The organism is Streptomyces sp. NBC_00154 (genome assembly GCF_026342835.1).
Taxonomy (GTDB): Bacteria; Actinomycetota; Actinomycetes; order Streptomycetales; family Streptomycetaceae; genus Streptomyces.
On record NZ_JAPEMI010000001.1, the window covers coordinates 6,023,357 to 6,038,274 of the forward strand.

Here is a 14,918-nt window from a genome sequence, read left to right on the forward strand (position 1 = left end):
CGTCCGTGCAGTCCCGCGCCGGTCCGGTGCGGCTCCCGGGCACGGCAGGCGCGGACGCTGGGTGCGAAGGAAGCGAAACATGCAGGTCGGAGCCAGGTCTTGAGGATTTTGCACACATCGGACTGGCACCTGGGGCGGTCGTTCCACCGGGCCTCCCTGCTCGAGGCGCAGGCCGACTGTCTCGATCATCTGGTGGCGACTGTGCGCGAACGCGAGGTCGACGCCGTCGTGGTGGCAGGTGATGTGTACGACAGGGCCGTGCCACCGTTGTCCGCCGTCGAGCTCTTCGACCGGGCGCTGCACCGGCTCGCCGCCGTCGGCGTACCCACGGTGATGATCTCCGGAAACCATGACTCGGCCCGCAGGCTCGGCGTGGGCGCCGGTCTGATGGGCCGGGCCGGCATCCATCTGCGGACCGACCCCGCGCAGTGCGCCACCCCGGTCGTCCTGCGGGACGACCACGGCGACGTCGCGTTCTACGGACTTCCCTACCTCGAACCGGCCCTCGTCAAGGACGTGTTCAAAGCGGAGCGGGCCGGACACGAGGCCGTGCTGACCGCCGCCATGGACCGGGTCCGCGCCGACCTCGCGACACGGCCGGACTCCACCCGGTCCGTGGTGCTCGCCCATGCCTTCGTCGCGGGCGGCGCACCCAGCGACAGCGAGCGCGACATCACCGTCGGCGGAGTGGCCGCCGTCCCCGCCGGAGTCTTCGACGGCGTCGACTACACGGCGCTCGGCCACCTGCACGGCAGTCAGGTCGTCACCGATCGTGTGCGCTACTCCGGCTCGCCCCTCGCCTACTCCTTCTCCGAGGTGGACCACCGCAAGACCATGTGGCTGATCGACCTCGACGCCACGGGAGCGATCGCCGCCGAACGGATCGACTTCCCGGTGCCCCGGCCGCTCGCCCGGCTCCGCGGCCGCCTCGACATGCTTCTCGACGACCCCGCGCTGGCTCGGCACGAGGAGGCGTGGGTGGAAGCCACCCTCACCGACCCCGTCCGTCCGGACGAGCCGATGGCCCGTCTCATGGCGCGGTTCCCGCACACCCTCAGCCTCGTCCTCGAACCCGAGCGGGCCCCCGGGGACCCGCTCGCCTCGTACGCACAGCGCCTCAAGGGGCGCGACGACCAGCAGATCGCGGAGGACTTCGTGGCGCATGTCCGGGGCGGGAACGGGGCGGACGACCGGGAGCGTACGGTGCTGCGCGGTGCCTTCGACCATGTACGCGTGGACGACGGCGTACGCGAGGTGAACCGTTGAGACTCCACGGACTCGCCCTCACCGCCTTCGGCCCGTTCGGCGCCACCCAGGAAGTCGACTTCGACGCGCTCTCGTCTGCCGGACTCTTTCTGCTGCACGGTCCCACCGGGGCCGGGAAGACCTCCGTCCTCGACGCCGTCTGCTACGGGCTGTACGGCGCGGTGCCCGGCGCCCGCCAGAGCCCCGGCACCTCGCTGCGCAGCGACCACGCCCCGGCCGGCCTCCCCACCGAAGTGCGGCTGGAACTGACCGTCGGCGGACGGCGCCTGGAGATCACCCGGCGCCCCGCCCAGCCCCGCCCCAAGAAGAAGGGCGACGGCTTCACCACCGAGAAGGCCCAGAGCTGGCTGCGCGAGTACGACCCCGAGAACGGCTGGCAGGCACTAAGCCGGTCGCATCAGGAGATCGGTGAGGAGATCACCCAGCTCATCGGGATGAGCCGGGACCAGTTCTGCCAGGTGGTCCTTCTGCCGCAGGGCGACTTCGCACGGTTTCTGCGCGCCGACGCCGAAGCACGCGGCAAGCTGCTCGGCAGACTCTTCGACACCCGCCGCTTCGCGGCCGTCGAGGAACGCCTCACCGAACTGCGGCGTACCGCGGAAACCCTGGTCAAGGCCGGCGACGAACAGATTCTCGCGATCGCCCAGCGGATCGCCCAGGCCGCGGGGCCGGCGGCCGGCGAGCTGCCCCTGCCGGACGCCCAGCCCGGCGAACCGGGACTGTCGGGCGGGGTACTGGAATGGTCCGCCGTCGCCCGCAGCGGCGCCCGGGAACGACTCGACATCGCTGAGTCCGTCCTGGCCGCGGCCGAGAGCCGACAGGCGGCAGCCCGCCGCGAACTCGACACCGCGCGCGAACTCGCCAGGCTTCAGCAGCGGTACGAGGAGACGCGGCGCCGTGCCACCGAACTCGAAGCCCGTCGCCCCGACCGCGACAGGCACCACGACCGACTCGAACGTGCCCGCAAAGCAGATCTCGTCGCCCCCGCACTGGAGGTGCGTGACGAAGCGGAGCGGGTCTACCGCGCGGCGAGCGCGGCCCGCGAGCGCGCCCGCGCCCAGCTGCCGGACACCCTTGTCGACGCCGGCGCGGAACAGCTGGCAGCTCTGGAGCGCAGGCTACGGCAGGAGCTCGGCGGCCTCGACGCCGCGCGTCGGGCCGAGCGGCGCAGCGCGGAGATCGACACCGAGCGGACCGAACTGGAGCGGCAGGCCCGGGCCGACGACGAACTGATCCTGGAAGCGGAAGGCTGGCTCACGGGCTGGGAATCCACCCGCCGTGGCGTTCAGGAACGCATCGAAGCGGCGCAGGAGTCCGCGACCCGCGCCGAACAGCTGGCGGGCCGCCTGGAACCGGCTCGCCGACAGCTGGAAGCGGCACGGCGCCGTGATGCGCTCGCGACGGAGACGGCGGCAGCCGCAGACCGGCTGGCCGCGGCCCGGGAGCGCGCGCTCGGCGCCCATGAGAAGTGGCTGGAGCTGCGCGAGCGGCGGCTGCGCGACATCGCCGCCGAGCTCGCGGCGCAGCTGGTCGACGGCGAGGCCTGCAAGGTGTGCGGGTCGGGCGACCACCCGAAGCCGGCCCGGGCCGGTGACGGGCACGTCGACAAGGCGACCGAAGAGGCCGCTCTCGATACATACCGGCGGGCCGAGCAGGTCCGTACGGAGGCGGACCGGGAGCTCGGAGTCGTACGCGAGAAGCACGCTGCGGCGCGGGCTGCGGCCCGGCCTGCGCGGGGCGCGGGTGCGGCAGATGGCAGCGAGGGCCGCATCAGTGGACCGGGCGCCGACGACCTGTCCGGTGACAGTGCCGCCGTTGCCGACGCGGCCCACGTCGTCACGACACCGGACCCTGACCCCACCGTCGCCGAACTCGACACCCTGGTCACCCGGTTGGCGACCGAGCACGCCCAGGCGCACCGCACCGCGGCCGGCACGCACGCCGCACGCGAGGCTCTCGCAGCTGCCGAACGGGAGCAGACCGAGCGGCTCGAAGGGCGCCAGTCGGCCGAGCGGCGCGCCGCTGCCCGGACCTCCCGGCGGGAAGGGCTCGACCGCGAACAGTCCTTCCTGGAAGCCGAGTTGGTGACCGCCCGCGGGGAGTCCGGCAGCGTCTCCGCGCACGCCGCCCTGCTGGAGCGCCGGGTCGCCCTGCTCGCCGACGCCACGGAGGCGGTGCGCGCCGAGGAAGCGGCGGCGCAGCGCAGCAAGGAGGCCGACGGCCGGCTCGCGGACGCCGCGTTCCGGGCCGGTTTCGACACGCCGCAGGCCGCCGCGGCGACCCTGCTCCCGGCCTTCGAGCAGCGCGAACTCCAGCACCTGATCGATGCCTGGCAGGCCGAGGCCGCCGCCGTCGCCGACCGTCTCGCCGAGGTGGAGACCCGCGCCGCCGCCGAACGCCCGCGGGCCGACCCGGACGCAGCGCAGGCCGCGTACGACGCGGCCGAGCGACAGGTGAGGGACGCCGCCGCCACGCTCGCCGCCACCCGGGAGCGCTGCACCGAACTCGACCGGCTGTCGCGCCGCGCGGCGGACGAGGTGCGCAGGCTGGGCCCGCTGCGCGAGGAGTACGAGCGGGTCGCACGGCTCGCCGGCCTCACCGCCGGAACCTCGGCCGACAACGAACGCAAGATGCGACTGGAGTCGTACGTGCTCGCCGCCCGGCTCGAACAGGTCGCGGCCGCAGCCACGGCGCGGCTGCAGCGCATGTCGTCGGGCCGCTACACACTGGTCCACTCCGACGCGCGCACCGGAGGCCGCCGGGCCGGCCTCGGGCTGCATGTCGTCGACGCCTGGACCGGCCGAGAGCGCGACACAGCTACGCTCTCCGGCGGCGAGACGTTCTTCGCCTCGCTCGCCCTGGCGCTCGGCCTCGCCGATGTCGTCACCGACGAGGCGGGCGGGGTCCGGCTGGACACCCTCTTCATCGACGAGGGGTTCGGCAGCCTGGACGACCAGACCCTGGACGAGGTGCTCGACGTACTCGACTCGCTGCGTGAGCGGGACCGCAGCGTCGGCATCGTCAGCCATGTCGCCGATCTGCGCCGCCGTATCCCCGCCCAGCTGGAAGTGGTCAAGGAGCGGCACGGATCGGCGGTGCGGCACCGGTCCGGCGGCGCGGTCAGCGACTGATGGCCCGCCGGGGGAGGGGCGAGGAGTAGACGACGCTGGTGGTGACGGAGCCGAGCGCGCCGATCTTCCCCGAGACCCCTTCCAGATGACTCATCGAGCGGGCGGTGACCTTGAGCACGAAGCAGTCGTCGCCGGTGACATGGTGGGCCTCCACGATCTCGGGCGTGGTGTCGAGGAGATCGTGGAACGGCTTGTAGTTGCCGTTCGGATAGCGCAGCCGTACGAGGGCGAGAATCGGCAACCCGAGCCGCTCCGGGTCCACCACGGCGGCGTAACCACGGATGATGCCCGCCTCCTCCAGCCGGCGCACCCGTTCCGTCACCGCGCTGGGGGACATGGCGACCTCGCGCGCCAGTTCGGCGAAAGTGGCCCGTCCGTCGCGTTGCAGGACGTCGAGGATGCGCCAGTCGGTTACATCCGTGGAATAGTCGGTCATGCCGGTGAGACAACAGGGAATTCCCCGGAGAATCAAGTCTTGTACCGGGGATCTCTTCTTCTCGCAAAGGATCACCGGTCGTAGATTTTTGGTCATGACTTCGCAGCTCACGGCCTCCGCCGGTAACCCCGTCCTCCGAGTCCCGCCGGCCTCCCCGGCGGCGGCCGCCGCCTACTTCGGCGCCTCGCTCGCCTTCCACGCCGATGTCTCCGACGTCGCCGCCGCGCTCGCGGCCGACGCGGACCCCGGCTTCGTCGTCCTCGACTCCCGGTCCACCGCCTCCTGGGACCAGGGGCACATCCCCGGCGCCGTCCACCTGCCCACCGCGCTCATCGCCGAGCAGGCCCGGGAGCTCCTCGACCCGGCCGTGCCCGTGGTCACGTACTGCTGGGGCCCCGGCTGCAACGGCGGCGCCCGCGCCGCGCTGGCCCTCGCCGAACTGGGCTACCAGGTCAAGGAGATGCTCGGCGGATTCGAGTACTGGGCGCGCGAGGGCTTCGAGTTCGAGACCTGGGAAGGGCGCCGGCGGCGCACCGCCGACCCGCTCACCGCACCGGTCGACTCCGACGAGTGCGGCTGCTGAACGGCGCAAGCCGTGCGTACCGAGGGGACCGACGACCATCGCGGCCGACCGCCCCGGCGGAAACTCACCTGGTCGCCGGGAGGAAGCGGGCGCAAGCGGGTGGCCGACGGCGTCCGGGCCCATGGCATTGGACCGGGCCCGGACGCCGTTTCACCGAGTGCGGTCCGGGGTCAGAGCTTCGACAGCTCGTCGACCAGATCGTCGAGACCCAGCGGCCCCTGCGACAGGGCAGCCATGTGCCAGGCCTTGGCGTCGAACGCGTCGCCGTGCGCCTTGCGGGCGTTCTCCCGCCCCAGCAGCCAGGCACGCTCGCCCAGCTTGTAGCCGATGGCCTGCCCCGGCATGGACAGGTAGCGAGTCAGTTCGCTCTCCACGAACTCCGCAGGCCGGCCACTGTGGTTGCCGAAGAACTCCTGGGCCAGCTCGGGCGTCCATCGCTCGCCGGGACGGAAGGGGGAGTCCGCCGGGATCTCCAGCTCCGCGTGCATGCCGATGTCCACGATCACCCGGCAGGCGCGCATCATCTGCGCGTCCAGGTAGCCGAGGCGGCGCTCGGCGTCGGGCAGGAAGCCCAGCTCGTCCATGAGCCGCTCCGCGTACAGGGCCCAGCCCTCGGCGTTGGCGCTGACCATGCCGATCGACGCCTGGTAGCGGGAGAGGCTGTCGGCGACGTGCGTCCACTGCGCGATCTGCAGGTGGTGACCGGGCACGCCCTCGTGGTACCAGGTGGAGACCAGGTCGTACACCGGGAAGCGGGTCTCGCCCATGGTGGGCAGCCAGGTGCGGCCGGGACGCGAGAAGTCCTCGGAGGGGCCCGTGTAGTAGGGAGCCGCGGCGCCGCCGGGCGGTGCGATCCGGGACTCCACCTTCCGTACCCGCTCGGCGAGTTCGAAGTGCGTACCGTCGAGTGCTTCTATGGCCTCGTCCATCAGGCCCTGCAGCCAGGCCTGGACCTCGTCGACACCCTCGATGTGCTTGCCGTGCACGTCGAGGTGGGCCAGCGCCTCCCAGGGACCCGCGCCCGGCAGTACCTTCTCGGCCTCGGTCTTCATCTCGGCGAGCAGCCGGTGGTACTCGGACCAGCCGTACGCGTACGCCTCGTCGAGATCCAGATCGGTGCCGTTGAAATAACGCGACCAGCGGGCGTACCGCTCGCGGCCCACCGTGTCGGGCGCACCCTCGATCTCGGGGGCGTACACATCGCGCATCCAGTCGCGCAGCGCCACCAACGACGTCGTGGCCTGCCGGGCGGCGTCGTCCAGATCGGCACGCAGCGCGTCCGGGCCCGGAGCGACGAAGCTCTGGAAGAACCCCGTCCCGTCGTCGCCGATCCACTCCGTCAGCTGGCCGACAAAGGTGGTGGTGGCCCGCGGGCCGCCGTACAGCTTCCGTTCCAGACCCAGCGCGAGGGAGGTGCGGTACCCCTCCAGGGCCGCGGGAACCGCGCGCAGCCGCTCCACGATCGCGGCCCAGTCCTCGTCGGTCTCGGTCGGCGTCACCGTCAGCACCTCGCGGACGCTGTGCGCCGGGGAGTGCAGATTGGAGACGGCGCGCAAGCTCTCATCGGCCTCATGGACGGCGAGTTCCGCCGTCAGCCGCTCGCGCAGCAGGCGGCCGCAGCGGCGCTCGGCATCGCTGTCCGCGCCCGGCAGCTGCTCGGCCGCGTCGAGCTTCACCAGGGTGGTGCGGGCCAGCTCGGCAAGAGCTTCCTGCCCGGCGGGGGAGAAGTCGGGCAGGCGGCTGGAGCTTGCCTCGACGCCGAGGTAGGTGCCTGCGATCGGGTCGAGTTCGATGAATGCGTCGACGTAGTCGTCGGCGACCTGGCGGGGCAGTGCGCTGTGCGTAGTGTCTGACATGCGAACATCCTCGTACGGCCAGGGGGCCCGCGTCACTAGCAATCAGCCTCGACGGGCTGTCGCACTTGTGACAGTCCCGGTGACCGCACCGGGTCATGCGGACGCGGTGGCCGGACTTGATCGTTCGGCCGCGATGGCCGGTCCCGGCCGTTCGACGAGGTGGCCGGGACCGGTCATTCGGTCTCCGCGGCCCGTCCGGGCGTTGCGGCCGACGGAGGCAGCAGCGGCCCGCACTCCCACTGCTGGAATATCAGCCGGGTCTCCACCCGGGCCACCTCGCGCCGCGAGGTGAACTCGTCCAGCACCAGCCGCTGCAGATCCGCGGTGTCCGCGACTGCCACATGGACCAGGTAGTCGTCGGGGCCGGTCAGATGGAAAAGTGCACGGGACTCCGGCAAGGCCCTGATCCGTTCGACGAAGGGGCCGATGAGCTCCCTGCGGTGCGGGCGGACCTGTACCGAGAGGAGCGCCTCCAGACCGCGGCCGAGCCGGGCCGGGTCGAGACGGAGCTGATGGCCGAGAATCACCCCTGAGCGTCGCAGCCGGGTCACCCGGTCCAGGCAGGTCGACGGAGCGACCCCGACCTCCGTGGCCAGCTCACGGTAGGTGGTCCGGGCATCGTTCTGCAGCAGCCGCAGAATGTGCAGGTCCACCGGGTCCAGAACGACAGATTCGGTCATTCGTCGAACGTAGCACGGCACTTCACCATGCAGGTCCGGCGACTGTTCAGAGTGGTGTCATGGACACCGAAGCCTCGATGCGGCCCTTGACGACACCCCGGTCCAGGGCCCTGGCCACCGAAGCAGTGCACGCTGGACGCGACGACCTCGCTGCACTCGGCCTGCACGCCCCGCCGATCGATCTGTCCACCACCTACCCCTCGTACGACTCCAGGGGAGAGGCGGAACGGATCGACACCTTCGCCACCACCGGCGCCAGGCTCGACGGGCCGCCCGTCTACGCCCGGCTCGACAACCCGACCACGGCCCGATTCGAGACGGCACTCGCCCGACTCGAAGGGACCGCGAGCGCCGTGTCGTTCGCGAGCGGAATGGCGGCGCTCACCGCCGTCCTGCTGGCCCGCGCGAGCATGGGGCTGCGCCATGTGGTCGCCGTCCGTCCGCTCTACGGCTGCAGCGACCATCTCCTCGGCGCCGGACTGCTGGGCACCGAAGTCACCTGGACCGATCCGGCGGGCATCGCGGGAGCCATCCGTCCGGACACAGGTCTGGTGATGGTCGAGACGCCGGCGAATCCGACGCTCGCCGAGGTCGACATCCGCGCGCTCGCGCACTCCTGCGGCTCGGTGCCGCTGCTCGTCGACAACACTTTCGCCACCCCTGTCCTGCAACGGCCCGTCGAGCACGGGGCCAGGATCGTCCTGCACAGTGCCACCAAATACCTGGGCGGGCACGGCGATGTGATGGGCGGGGTCGTCGCCTGCGACGAGGAGTTCGCGGCCCGGCTGCGTCAGGTCCGCTTCGCCACCGGCGGGGTGCTGCATCCCATGGCCGGGTATCTGCTGCTGCGCGGGCTCTCCACCCTGCCGGTACGGGTCCGTGCCGCTTCCGCGAGCGCCGCCGAACTGTCCCGTCGGCTGACCGCCGACCCACGTATTGCCCGGGTCCACTACCCGAAGGTGGGCGGAGCGATGGTCTCGTTCGAGGTGTACGGGGATCCGCACCGGGTGATCTCCGCGGTGCGGCTCATCACGCCGGCGGTCAGCCTCGGCAGTGTCGACAGCCTGATCCAGCATCCGGCCTCCATCAGCCACCGCATTGTGGATGAGGGAGACCGGCAGGCCGCGGGTGTCGGCGACCGGCTGCTGCGCATGTCGGTCGGTCTGGAGGACGTCGAGGACCTGTGGGCCGACCTGTGTCAGGCGCTCAGCGACCCGCCTGCTCGTACGGCGGCAGGGACCGTACCGGAGTCGCTTCCAGCCGGGCGGTGATCACGAGCGTGCCTTCCTCGATCTGGTAGTCGAGAGGCAGCGCGAGGGCCCGCATCGCGGCAACCATGCCGGTGTTGGACGCCTGGGTGACCGCGTAGACGCTCTCGCAGCCGGCCTCGATGGCGAGCGTCACCAGGCGGCCCAGCAGCTCGGAGCCGATGCCGCGGCGCTGCCAGTCGTCCTCGACGAGGAGGGCGACCTCGGTCTCGTCGCCGTCCCAGAGGAGGTGGCCGAGGGCGACGAGCCGGCCGGAGGCCGTCTGAACAGCCAGGGTGCGGCCGAACCGGGGGCTCAGCAGGTGGTCCAGATAGCGGTCGGCGTCATGGATCGGACCGTGGTACCGCAGCCGCAGTGTCTGATCGGAGCAGCGGTCGTGCATGGCGCGGGCGGCTGCCAGGTCGCTCTGGTCCGCGCGGCGCACGGTGATCTCGTTGCCCTCGGGGAGCGTGAGTACATGCTCGCTGCCCGGGACGCGGGGGCCGAGCCGCGCGTCGAGCTCGACCAGGGCACGGGCCCGGGCGAACTCGGTCGGCGTGAACGGCAGATAGGGCCGTTCGATCGTGATCGCACCGCCGGACGGGTCGCGCAGTCGCATCACGGTCTCTTCCAGCACCCCCTCGACCGGCGCGGTCTCGCCGGTGGCGCGGCCACTGAGTGACACGGCGGGGAGCGAGTGGATGGTGCAGCGGCCGAGCAGCTGACGCAGGGCGAGGGGGAGTTCGGCCGCATCCAGGGCCGTGCGTGTGGCGAGGCCCAGAATGCGCGTCGGGGCATCCACCAGATCGTGCGCGTCGGCACGCTCGATCCAGGTGGAGCTGCCGCCCGCGGCGGAAATGGCCCGGCTCAGCTGCTGCGCCTGGAGCGTGGCCGGGGCACGCAGCAGGAACTCGTCGACCGTGCCCTCGGCCAGTGGGTGCGTCTGCAGGGTGAGGATGTCGACCCGGTGCCGGGCGAGCGCGATGCACAGCGCGGCCAGGCTGCCGGGGGTGTCCCGGACAGTGGTACGCATTCGCCACAGCACCGTTTCCCCGGCGGAGAGGGCAGGGCCTGCGGCGGCGGGCGCAGTCACCGGAGCGACGGCGCCGGTACGTGCGGCGGCGGTGAGGCGGTCGGTGGAACGGTCCGGGCCCGAGCTGTCGTGGTCGGCACCCGGGCCGTCGGCGGTCGGCGGGGGCGCGTGACTGTGCCGCCGTGCCCACCATGTGTGGAACGTGGCCGTTGCAGTCAGCGCCACGGCCGAGGCGACCAGCAGGTACGGCCCGTCGGGCTGGTGCCCGATCAGGTTGGCGATCGCGTCGGCCACCGCGACCGCGGTGAACAGGGCGGCCAGTTCGATCAGGTCCCGCCGCCAGTGGTGGGGGCGGCGGGCACTCTTCGCAGATGTCACATCAGTCATGGCTCCACTGTGACGGAGCGGTGTTGCCTGATCACGAACGCCTTGTGACTGATGGGTTAAGTGTGGATCTAGTCCCCTATCGCCGGTTTTTGTCGGGTTAACGTCTTGAGTGATTGCGGCTGTGGCGGTGCGTGCGTGGGTTGCGGCAGCTTGTGAACGGTCCGCAGCGGGTGCGGGCAGCGAGTGGCGTGATGGGGCGGGCCGATCCGGGACCCGCCCGGTTACGGCGATGCGCGCCCGGTTACAGCGAGGCGAATCCTGTTACGGGACGATGTCCACGGCCGTCGCCCCCGCACCTTGCTCCCAGGCAGCCTGCAGCCGCACCGCGTCACCAACTGCGACGATCCGCCGCGCGCGGCCACCGCGGCGAGCCCGGTTGTCGGCCCGGCCCCGTCACCACCACAGCCAATCGGCCCCGGACAGCCGCCCGGGGCCTCGGCCCACGTCGGTCAGCGGCGCAGGCTCACTGTCCGACGCGTCCCGGCTGCAGAACCTTGCTGAACAGCACCGAACCGCCCTGAGCCCGCAGCCGCACCGTCAACTCGCCACTGTCGCCGTCGATGTCGACCTCGCCGAAGAACTGCGGCGACTCCATCGGCGACACATTCGCCCGGTCGGGCGCCCGCACGAAGACCCGGTCGGGACCGAACGTGCTGTCCAGCGCATTGGCGGGGAAACCACCGGCGGCCAGCGGCCCCGACACGAACTCCCAGAACGGTGCGAAGTCCTTGAACGCCGCGCGCTCGGGGGCGTAATGCTGCGCCGATGTGTAGTGCACATCGGCCGTCAGCCAGAGTGTGCCGGTGATCCGGCGGTGCTTGATGAACCGAAGCAGCTCCGCGATCTGCAGCTCACGGCCGAGCGGGGCGCCGGGATCGCCCTGGGCCACCGCCTCGAAGTCCGTCGCACCGTCCGTGACGACAAGTCCCAGCGGCATGTCCGCGGCGATCACCTTCCACACCGCGCGGGACCGCGACAGCTCGCGCTTGAGCCATTCGAGCTGCTCGGCGCCGAGGATGCCCGTGGTGTCGTCGGGCTGCCGGCCGGGGGAGTTCGCGTTGCGGAACGACCGCATGTCGAGGACGAACACGTCGAGCAGCGGGCCGTGCCGCACCACCCGGTGCACGCGGCCGTCGCCGGACGATTCGTGCAGCGTGGACACCGGGAAGTACTCGCGGAACGCCCGCATCGAACGCGCGGCCAGGACATCGACGTTCTTCTCGGTGTACCGGACGTCGTCCAGGATCTGCCCCGGATACCAGTTGTTGCGCACCTCGTGGTCGTCCCACTGGATGATCGACGGCACCTGTGCGTTGAACTTCCTCAGGTTGTCGTCAAGGAGGTTGTAGCGGAAGTTTCCGCGGTACTCGGCGAGCGTCTCGGCGACCTTCGCCTTCTCCTCGGTGGTGACGTTGCGCCAGACCCGGCCGTCGGGCAGCGTCACGCTCGGCTCGATCACCCCGTCCGCGTAGATGTTGTCACCGCTGCAGAGAAAGAAATCCGGGTCGAGACGGCGCATCTCGTCGTACACCCGGTAGCCGCCGATGTCCGGGTTGATGCCCCAGCCCTGTCCCGCGATGTCGCCGGACCACAGGAAGCGGACCCCGTCGCGGCGCCGGGCGGCCGCGGTACGGAACGTCCCGTACACCGGCTCACCGGTCCGGCGCGGATCGTCCGGGTCCGCGAGCGTCACCCGGTAGTGCACCTGCTCGCCGGCGGGCAGCCCGTACAGCGGCGTCGTGCCGGTGAAGTCGGTACCGGAGCCGACCAGAGGCCCGTGCCAGGTGCGCGCCCGCCGGAACGACTCGGTTGCCGACGTCTCCACGATCATCCGCGCCGGACGGTCCGAACGCACCCAGACCAGGGCGGACGATGCGGTGACATCACCCACCTGAACGCCCCAGGCCGCGCGCGGTCGGCCGGACAGGGCGAAGGCGGGGGCTGCCGTCGCTGCCAGTGGGAGCGTGAGCGCGGCCGAAGCGGCCAGTGAACCGCGCAGCACAGTGCGGCGGTCGGGCGAAGGGATGCGCGGACGGTACGACATGGAGGTGCCTCCGGGAGCAGCGGGACAGAGGTACGGGTGGCCGGTCGACGGGCCCCACTTTTGTGCCCGTCGGCGGCGAGCACACCAACCTCAGATGAACAGCGGGCCGCGCCAGACGTCGATGTCCCGTCCGTGGGCCTGGCGTTGGGCGTTCCGCGTCCCGCAGTGCCGCTCGGTGAAGCCGGTCCGGAGGCCTCTGCCCGGTCAGCGACTGGTGTCGAGGATGACGCGTGCCACGAGCGCCGGATCGTCGTTCATGGGCACGTGCCCGCAGCCGGGCAGCCGCACCAGCCGGGCACCGGGGATGGTGTGCTTGGCTCTGATCCCCTGCCGGCGCAGCAGCAGACGGTCGCGACTGCCCCAGGCGACAGTCACCGGCAGCCCCGGCACATCGTCGGTGAACGCGACACTCCGTCCGACGGCGAGCGTCTCGTGGAATCCGGACGCCTCGCGCAGGGCGACGGTCTCCGAGACGACCGCCTCGGGTGAACGGCGGCCGGGTCGCGCGTAGATGGTGCTCGTCAGCGCGGCACGCCCGGCCGCGCTCCGCGAGAGCCCTTCGATCAAGGGCATCGGCATGGCCCGTGCGCCCTGCCGCATGGCCCGCAGCGTTGCGAACGCGTAGCGCCGCTCGCTCTGCGTCCAGAAACCGGCGGGCGACAGCGCCGTCACCGACCGCACGAGCTTCTCGCGGCCCAGCTCCAGTGCCAGCAGTCCACCGAGCGAGTTCCCTGCGACATGCGGCCGGTCCACGCCGAGCGCCTCACAGAACGCGCCGAGCACCGGCACCACGCTCCCCACGTCGTACGGAACACCGTCCGGGAGCGCCGGGGAGACGCCGAAGCCGGGCAGATCCACGGCTATGACATCCCGCTCCGGTGCCAGCACGGGCAGCACCGGATCCCAGGCCTGGTGGTGGTGTCCGATGCCGTGGAGCAGCAACAGCGGCTCTCCGGAACCGGTCCGTTCGTACGCCACGGACACGGTCCGCGGACCTCGGGGTGAGTCGACGCTGAACGAGACCGTGCTGGCCATGCGGCTGCTCCCAGGGTTGGGCCGGGCGTGAGTGCTGGAGTGTCGAGTTCCGTGTGGGGCCGTGCAAGAGGCCGTGTCTGAAAGGATTTAGACGCCCCGTCAACAACAATTACCGTCCAGTAGCCCGCAGTTCAAGGGGGCCGGGTAATTCGTGCTGGACACGGCGCGGCGCGTCGGCTGGGATGGAGCGGTGACCACCGACACCGTGACCGACGTATTCGAAGAACACCGCCCCGTCCTCACCGGGGTCGCCTACCGCATGCTCGGCCGGATCGCCGACGCCGAGGACGTGGTGCAGGAGGCGTGGCTGCGCTGGTCGTCCGCGTCGCGCGAGGACGTACGGGAGCCGCGCGCGTTCCTCGTACGGATCACCACCCGCCTCGCTGTCGACCGGCTGCGGCAGTTGCAGTCGCGGCGCGAGGCGTACGTCGGACCCTGGCTGCCCGAACCGCTCGTCACCGACTTCGGTCCCGCTGTTCCCGACACCGCCGAGCAGGCTGTTCTCGCCGACTCCGTATCGGTCGCCGTGCTCGTCGTCCTCGAATCGCTCTCCCCGCTGGAGCGCGCCGTCTTCGTCCTGCGCGAGGCCTTCGGTTTCCCGTACGGGGAGATCGCCACGACCCTCGACCGGACGGAGGCTGCGGTACGTCAGCTCGCCGGGCGTGCCCGGCGGCATGTGGAGGAGCGCAAGCCGCGTTACGACGTCGACCCGGCCCAGCGCCGTGACCTCACGGAACGGTTTCTCGCCGCGGCGGCGGGCGGCGACATCGAGGAGCTGTTGGTGCTGCTCGCCCCCGATGTGCGGCTGGTCGGCGACAGTGGCGGAAAGTCGAAGGCGCCGCTGCGGATCATCGAGAGCCAGGACAAGGTCGGCCGCTTCCTCATGGCCGTCGCCCACGATCAGGCTCCGGACATGGAGATCCGATTCCTGGAGCTGAACGGCGGTCCGGCCCTGCTGGTGCTTTTCGGTGGAAAGCCCGATACCGTCTTCCAGGTCGACATCAGGGACGGCGTCATCCAGTGCGTATATATCGTCCGCAATCCTGACAAACTCATCGGTCTGGCTGCCGAATAGGCCGCCCGATCCGACGCCCTCCCCCGACACCTGCCTCGACCGAAGCCCCACGGACCCGCCGGCCGTGGGGCTTTGTGCTGCGCGGGCCTCACGGGACCGCGAACGTCCTGTGAACGCTCTGCGGCAGAGGCCCGTTTCGCTGCGT

General features: G+C 71.3%; 11 protein-coding genes. 5 read left to right on the forward strand and 6 right to left on the reverse strand.

Going from position 1 to position 14,918, the window contains the following annotated elements:
- Window positions 1-99: 99 nt before the first annotated feature.
- Window positions 100-1,266 (forward strand): exonuclease SbcCD subunit D, encoded by a 1,167-nt coding sequence (locus OHA03_RS27040; protein WP_267006345.1) that lies wholly within the window; start codon window positions 100-102, stop codon window positions 1,264-1,266.
- Entirely contained in the window at window positions 1,263-4,397 is a 3,135-nt protein-coding gene (locus OHA03_RS27045; RefSeq protein WP_267006346.1) for an SMC family ATPase, read from the forward strand. Before OHA03_RS27040 ends, OHA03_RS27045 begins: the two co-directional genes overlap by 4 nt.
- On the opposite strand, the gene OHA03_RS27050 is transcribed toward OHA03_RS27045, so the two are convergent.
- The gene (locus OHA03_RS27050; RefSeq protein ID WP_267006347.1) at window positions 4,387-4,833 is read right to left on the reverse strand and encodes an Lrp/AsnC family transcriptional regulator; all 447 of its coding nucleotides are present in this window, start codon (window positions 4,831-4,833) and stop codon (window positions 4,387-4,389) included. The two genes, OHA03_RS27045 and OHA03_RS27050, sit on opposite strands and share 11 nt — an antisense overlap.
- Before the next feature lie 94 nt (window positions 4,834-4,927).
- Here OHA03_RS27050 and OHA03_RS27055 point away from each other — a divergent pair, with 94 nt between their 5' ends.
- Window positions 4,928-5,416 (forward strand): rhodanese-like domain-containing protein, encoded by a 489-nt coding sequence (locus tag OHA03_RS27055; RefSeq protein ID WP_267006348.1) that lies wholly within the window; start codon window positions 4,928-4,930, stop codon window positions 5,414-5,416.
- Window positions 5,417-5,586: 170 nt separating this feature from the next.
- Here OHA03_RS27055 and OHA03_RS27060 read toward each other — a convergent pair whose 3' ends face one another.
- The gene (locus OHA03_RS27060; protein WP_267006349.1) at window positions 5,587-7,272 is read right to left on the reverse strand and encodes a DUF885 domain-containing protein; all 1,686 of its coding nucleotides are present in this window, start codon (window positions 7,270-7,272) and stop codon (window positions 5,587-5,589) included.
- A gap of 173 nt (window positions 7,273-7,445) precedes the next feature.
- Window positions 7,446-7,952, reverse strand: a complete 507-nt coding sequence (locus OHA03_RS27065; RefSeq protein WP_267006350.1) for an Lrp/AsnC family transcriptional regulator — start codon at window positions 7,950-7,952, stop codon at window positions 7,446-7,448.
- Window positions 7,953-8,011: 59 nt separating this feature from the next.
- Here OHA03_RS27065 and OHA03_RS27070 point away from each other — a divergent pair, with 59 nt between their 5' ends.
- Window positions 8,012-9,223 carry a PLP-dependent aspartate aminotransferase family protein gene (locus OHA03_RS27070; protein ID WP_267006351.1) on the forward strand — a complete coding sequence of 404 codons (1,212 nt, stop codon included), beginning with the start codon at window positions 8,012-8,014 and terminating at the stop codon, window positions 9,221-9,223.
- On the opposite strand, the gene OHA03_RS27075 is transcribed toward OHA03_RS27070, so the two are convergent.
- The 3 genes from OHA03_RS27075 to OHA03_RS27085 all read right to left on the reverse strand — a co-directional run bounded on the left by OHA03_RS27075 (window position 9,159) and on the right by OHA03_RS27085 (window position 13,698).
- Window positions 9,159-10,610 (reverse strand): GNAT family N-acetyltransferase, encoded by a 1,452-nt coding sequence (locus OHA03_RS27075; RefSeq protein WP_267008176.1) that lies wholly within the window; start codon window positions 10,608-10,610, stop codon window positions 9,159-9,161. The two genes, OHA03_RS27070 and OHA03_RS27075, sit on opposite strands and share 65 nt — an antisense overlap.
- A 472-nt stretch (window positions 10,611-11,082) precedes the next feature.
- Window positions 11,083-12,663: an alkaline phosphatase gene (locus OHA03_RS27080; protein ID WP_267006352.1), complete on the reverse strand. Its 1,581-nt coding sequence runs from the start codon at window positions 12,661-12,663 to the stop codon at window positions 11,083-11,085.
- A 204-nt stretch (window positions 12,664-12,867) separates the two neighbouring features.
- Entirely contained in the window at window positions 12,868-13,698 is an 831-nt protein-coding gene (locus OHA03_RS27085) for an alpha/beta fold hydrolase (RefSeq protein ID WP_267006353.1), read from the reverse strand.
- A 190-nt stretch (window positions 13,699-13,888) separates the two neighbouring features.
- Here OHA03_RS27085 and OHA03_RS27090 point away from each other — a divergent pair, with 190 nt between their 5' ends.
- Window positions 13,889-14,773 (forward strand): RNA polymerase sigma-70 factor, encoded by an 885-nt coding sequence (locus tag OHA03_RS27090; protein WP_267006354.1) that lies wholly within the window; start codon window positions 13,889-13,891, stop codon window positions 14,771-14,773.
- The last annotated feature ends 145 nt before the right edge of the window (window positions 14,774-14,918 follow it).

Coding starts and splice junctions, on each gene's coding strand:
- OHA03_RS27055 (WP_267006348.1), top strand. CDS start 4,928: ATGACTTCGCAGCTCACGGCCTCCGCCGGTAACCCCGTCCTCCGAGTC.
- OHA03_RS27085 (WP_267006353.1), bottom strand. CDS start 13,698: ATGGCCAGCACGGTCTCGTTCAGCGTCGACTCACCCCGAGGTCCGCGG.
- OHA03_RS27050 (WP_267006347.1), bottom strand. CDS start 4,833: ATGACCGACTATTCCACGGATGTAACCGACTGGCGCATCCTCGACGTC.
- OHA03_RS27080 (WP_267006352.1), bottom strand. CDS start 12,663: ATGTCGTACCGTCCGCGCATCCCTTCGCCCGACCGCCGCACTGTGCTG.
- OHA03_RS27065 (WP_267006350.1), bottom strand. CDS start 7,952: ATGACCGAATCTGTCGTTCTGGACCCGGTGGACCTGCACATTCTGCGG.
- OHA03_RS27060 (WP_267006349.1), bottom strand. CDS start 7,272: ATGTCAGACACTACGCACAGCGCACTGCCCCGCCAGGTCGCCGACGAC.
- OHA03_RS27070 (WP_267006351.1), top strand. CDS start 8,012: ATGGACACCGAAGCCTCGATGCGGCCCTTGACGACACCCCGGTCCAGG.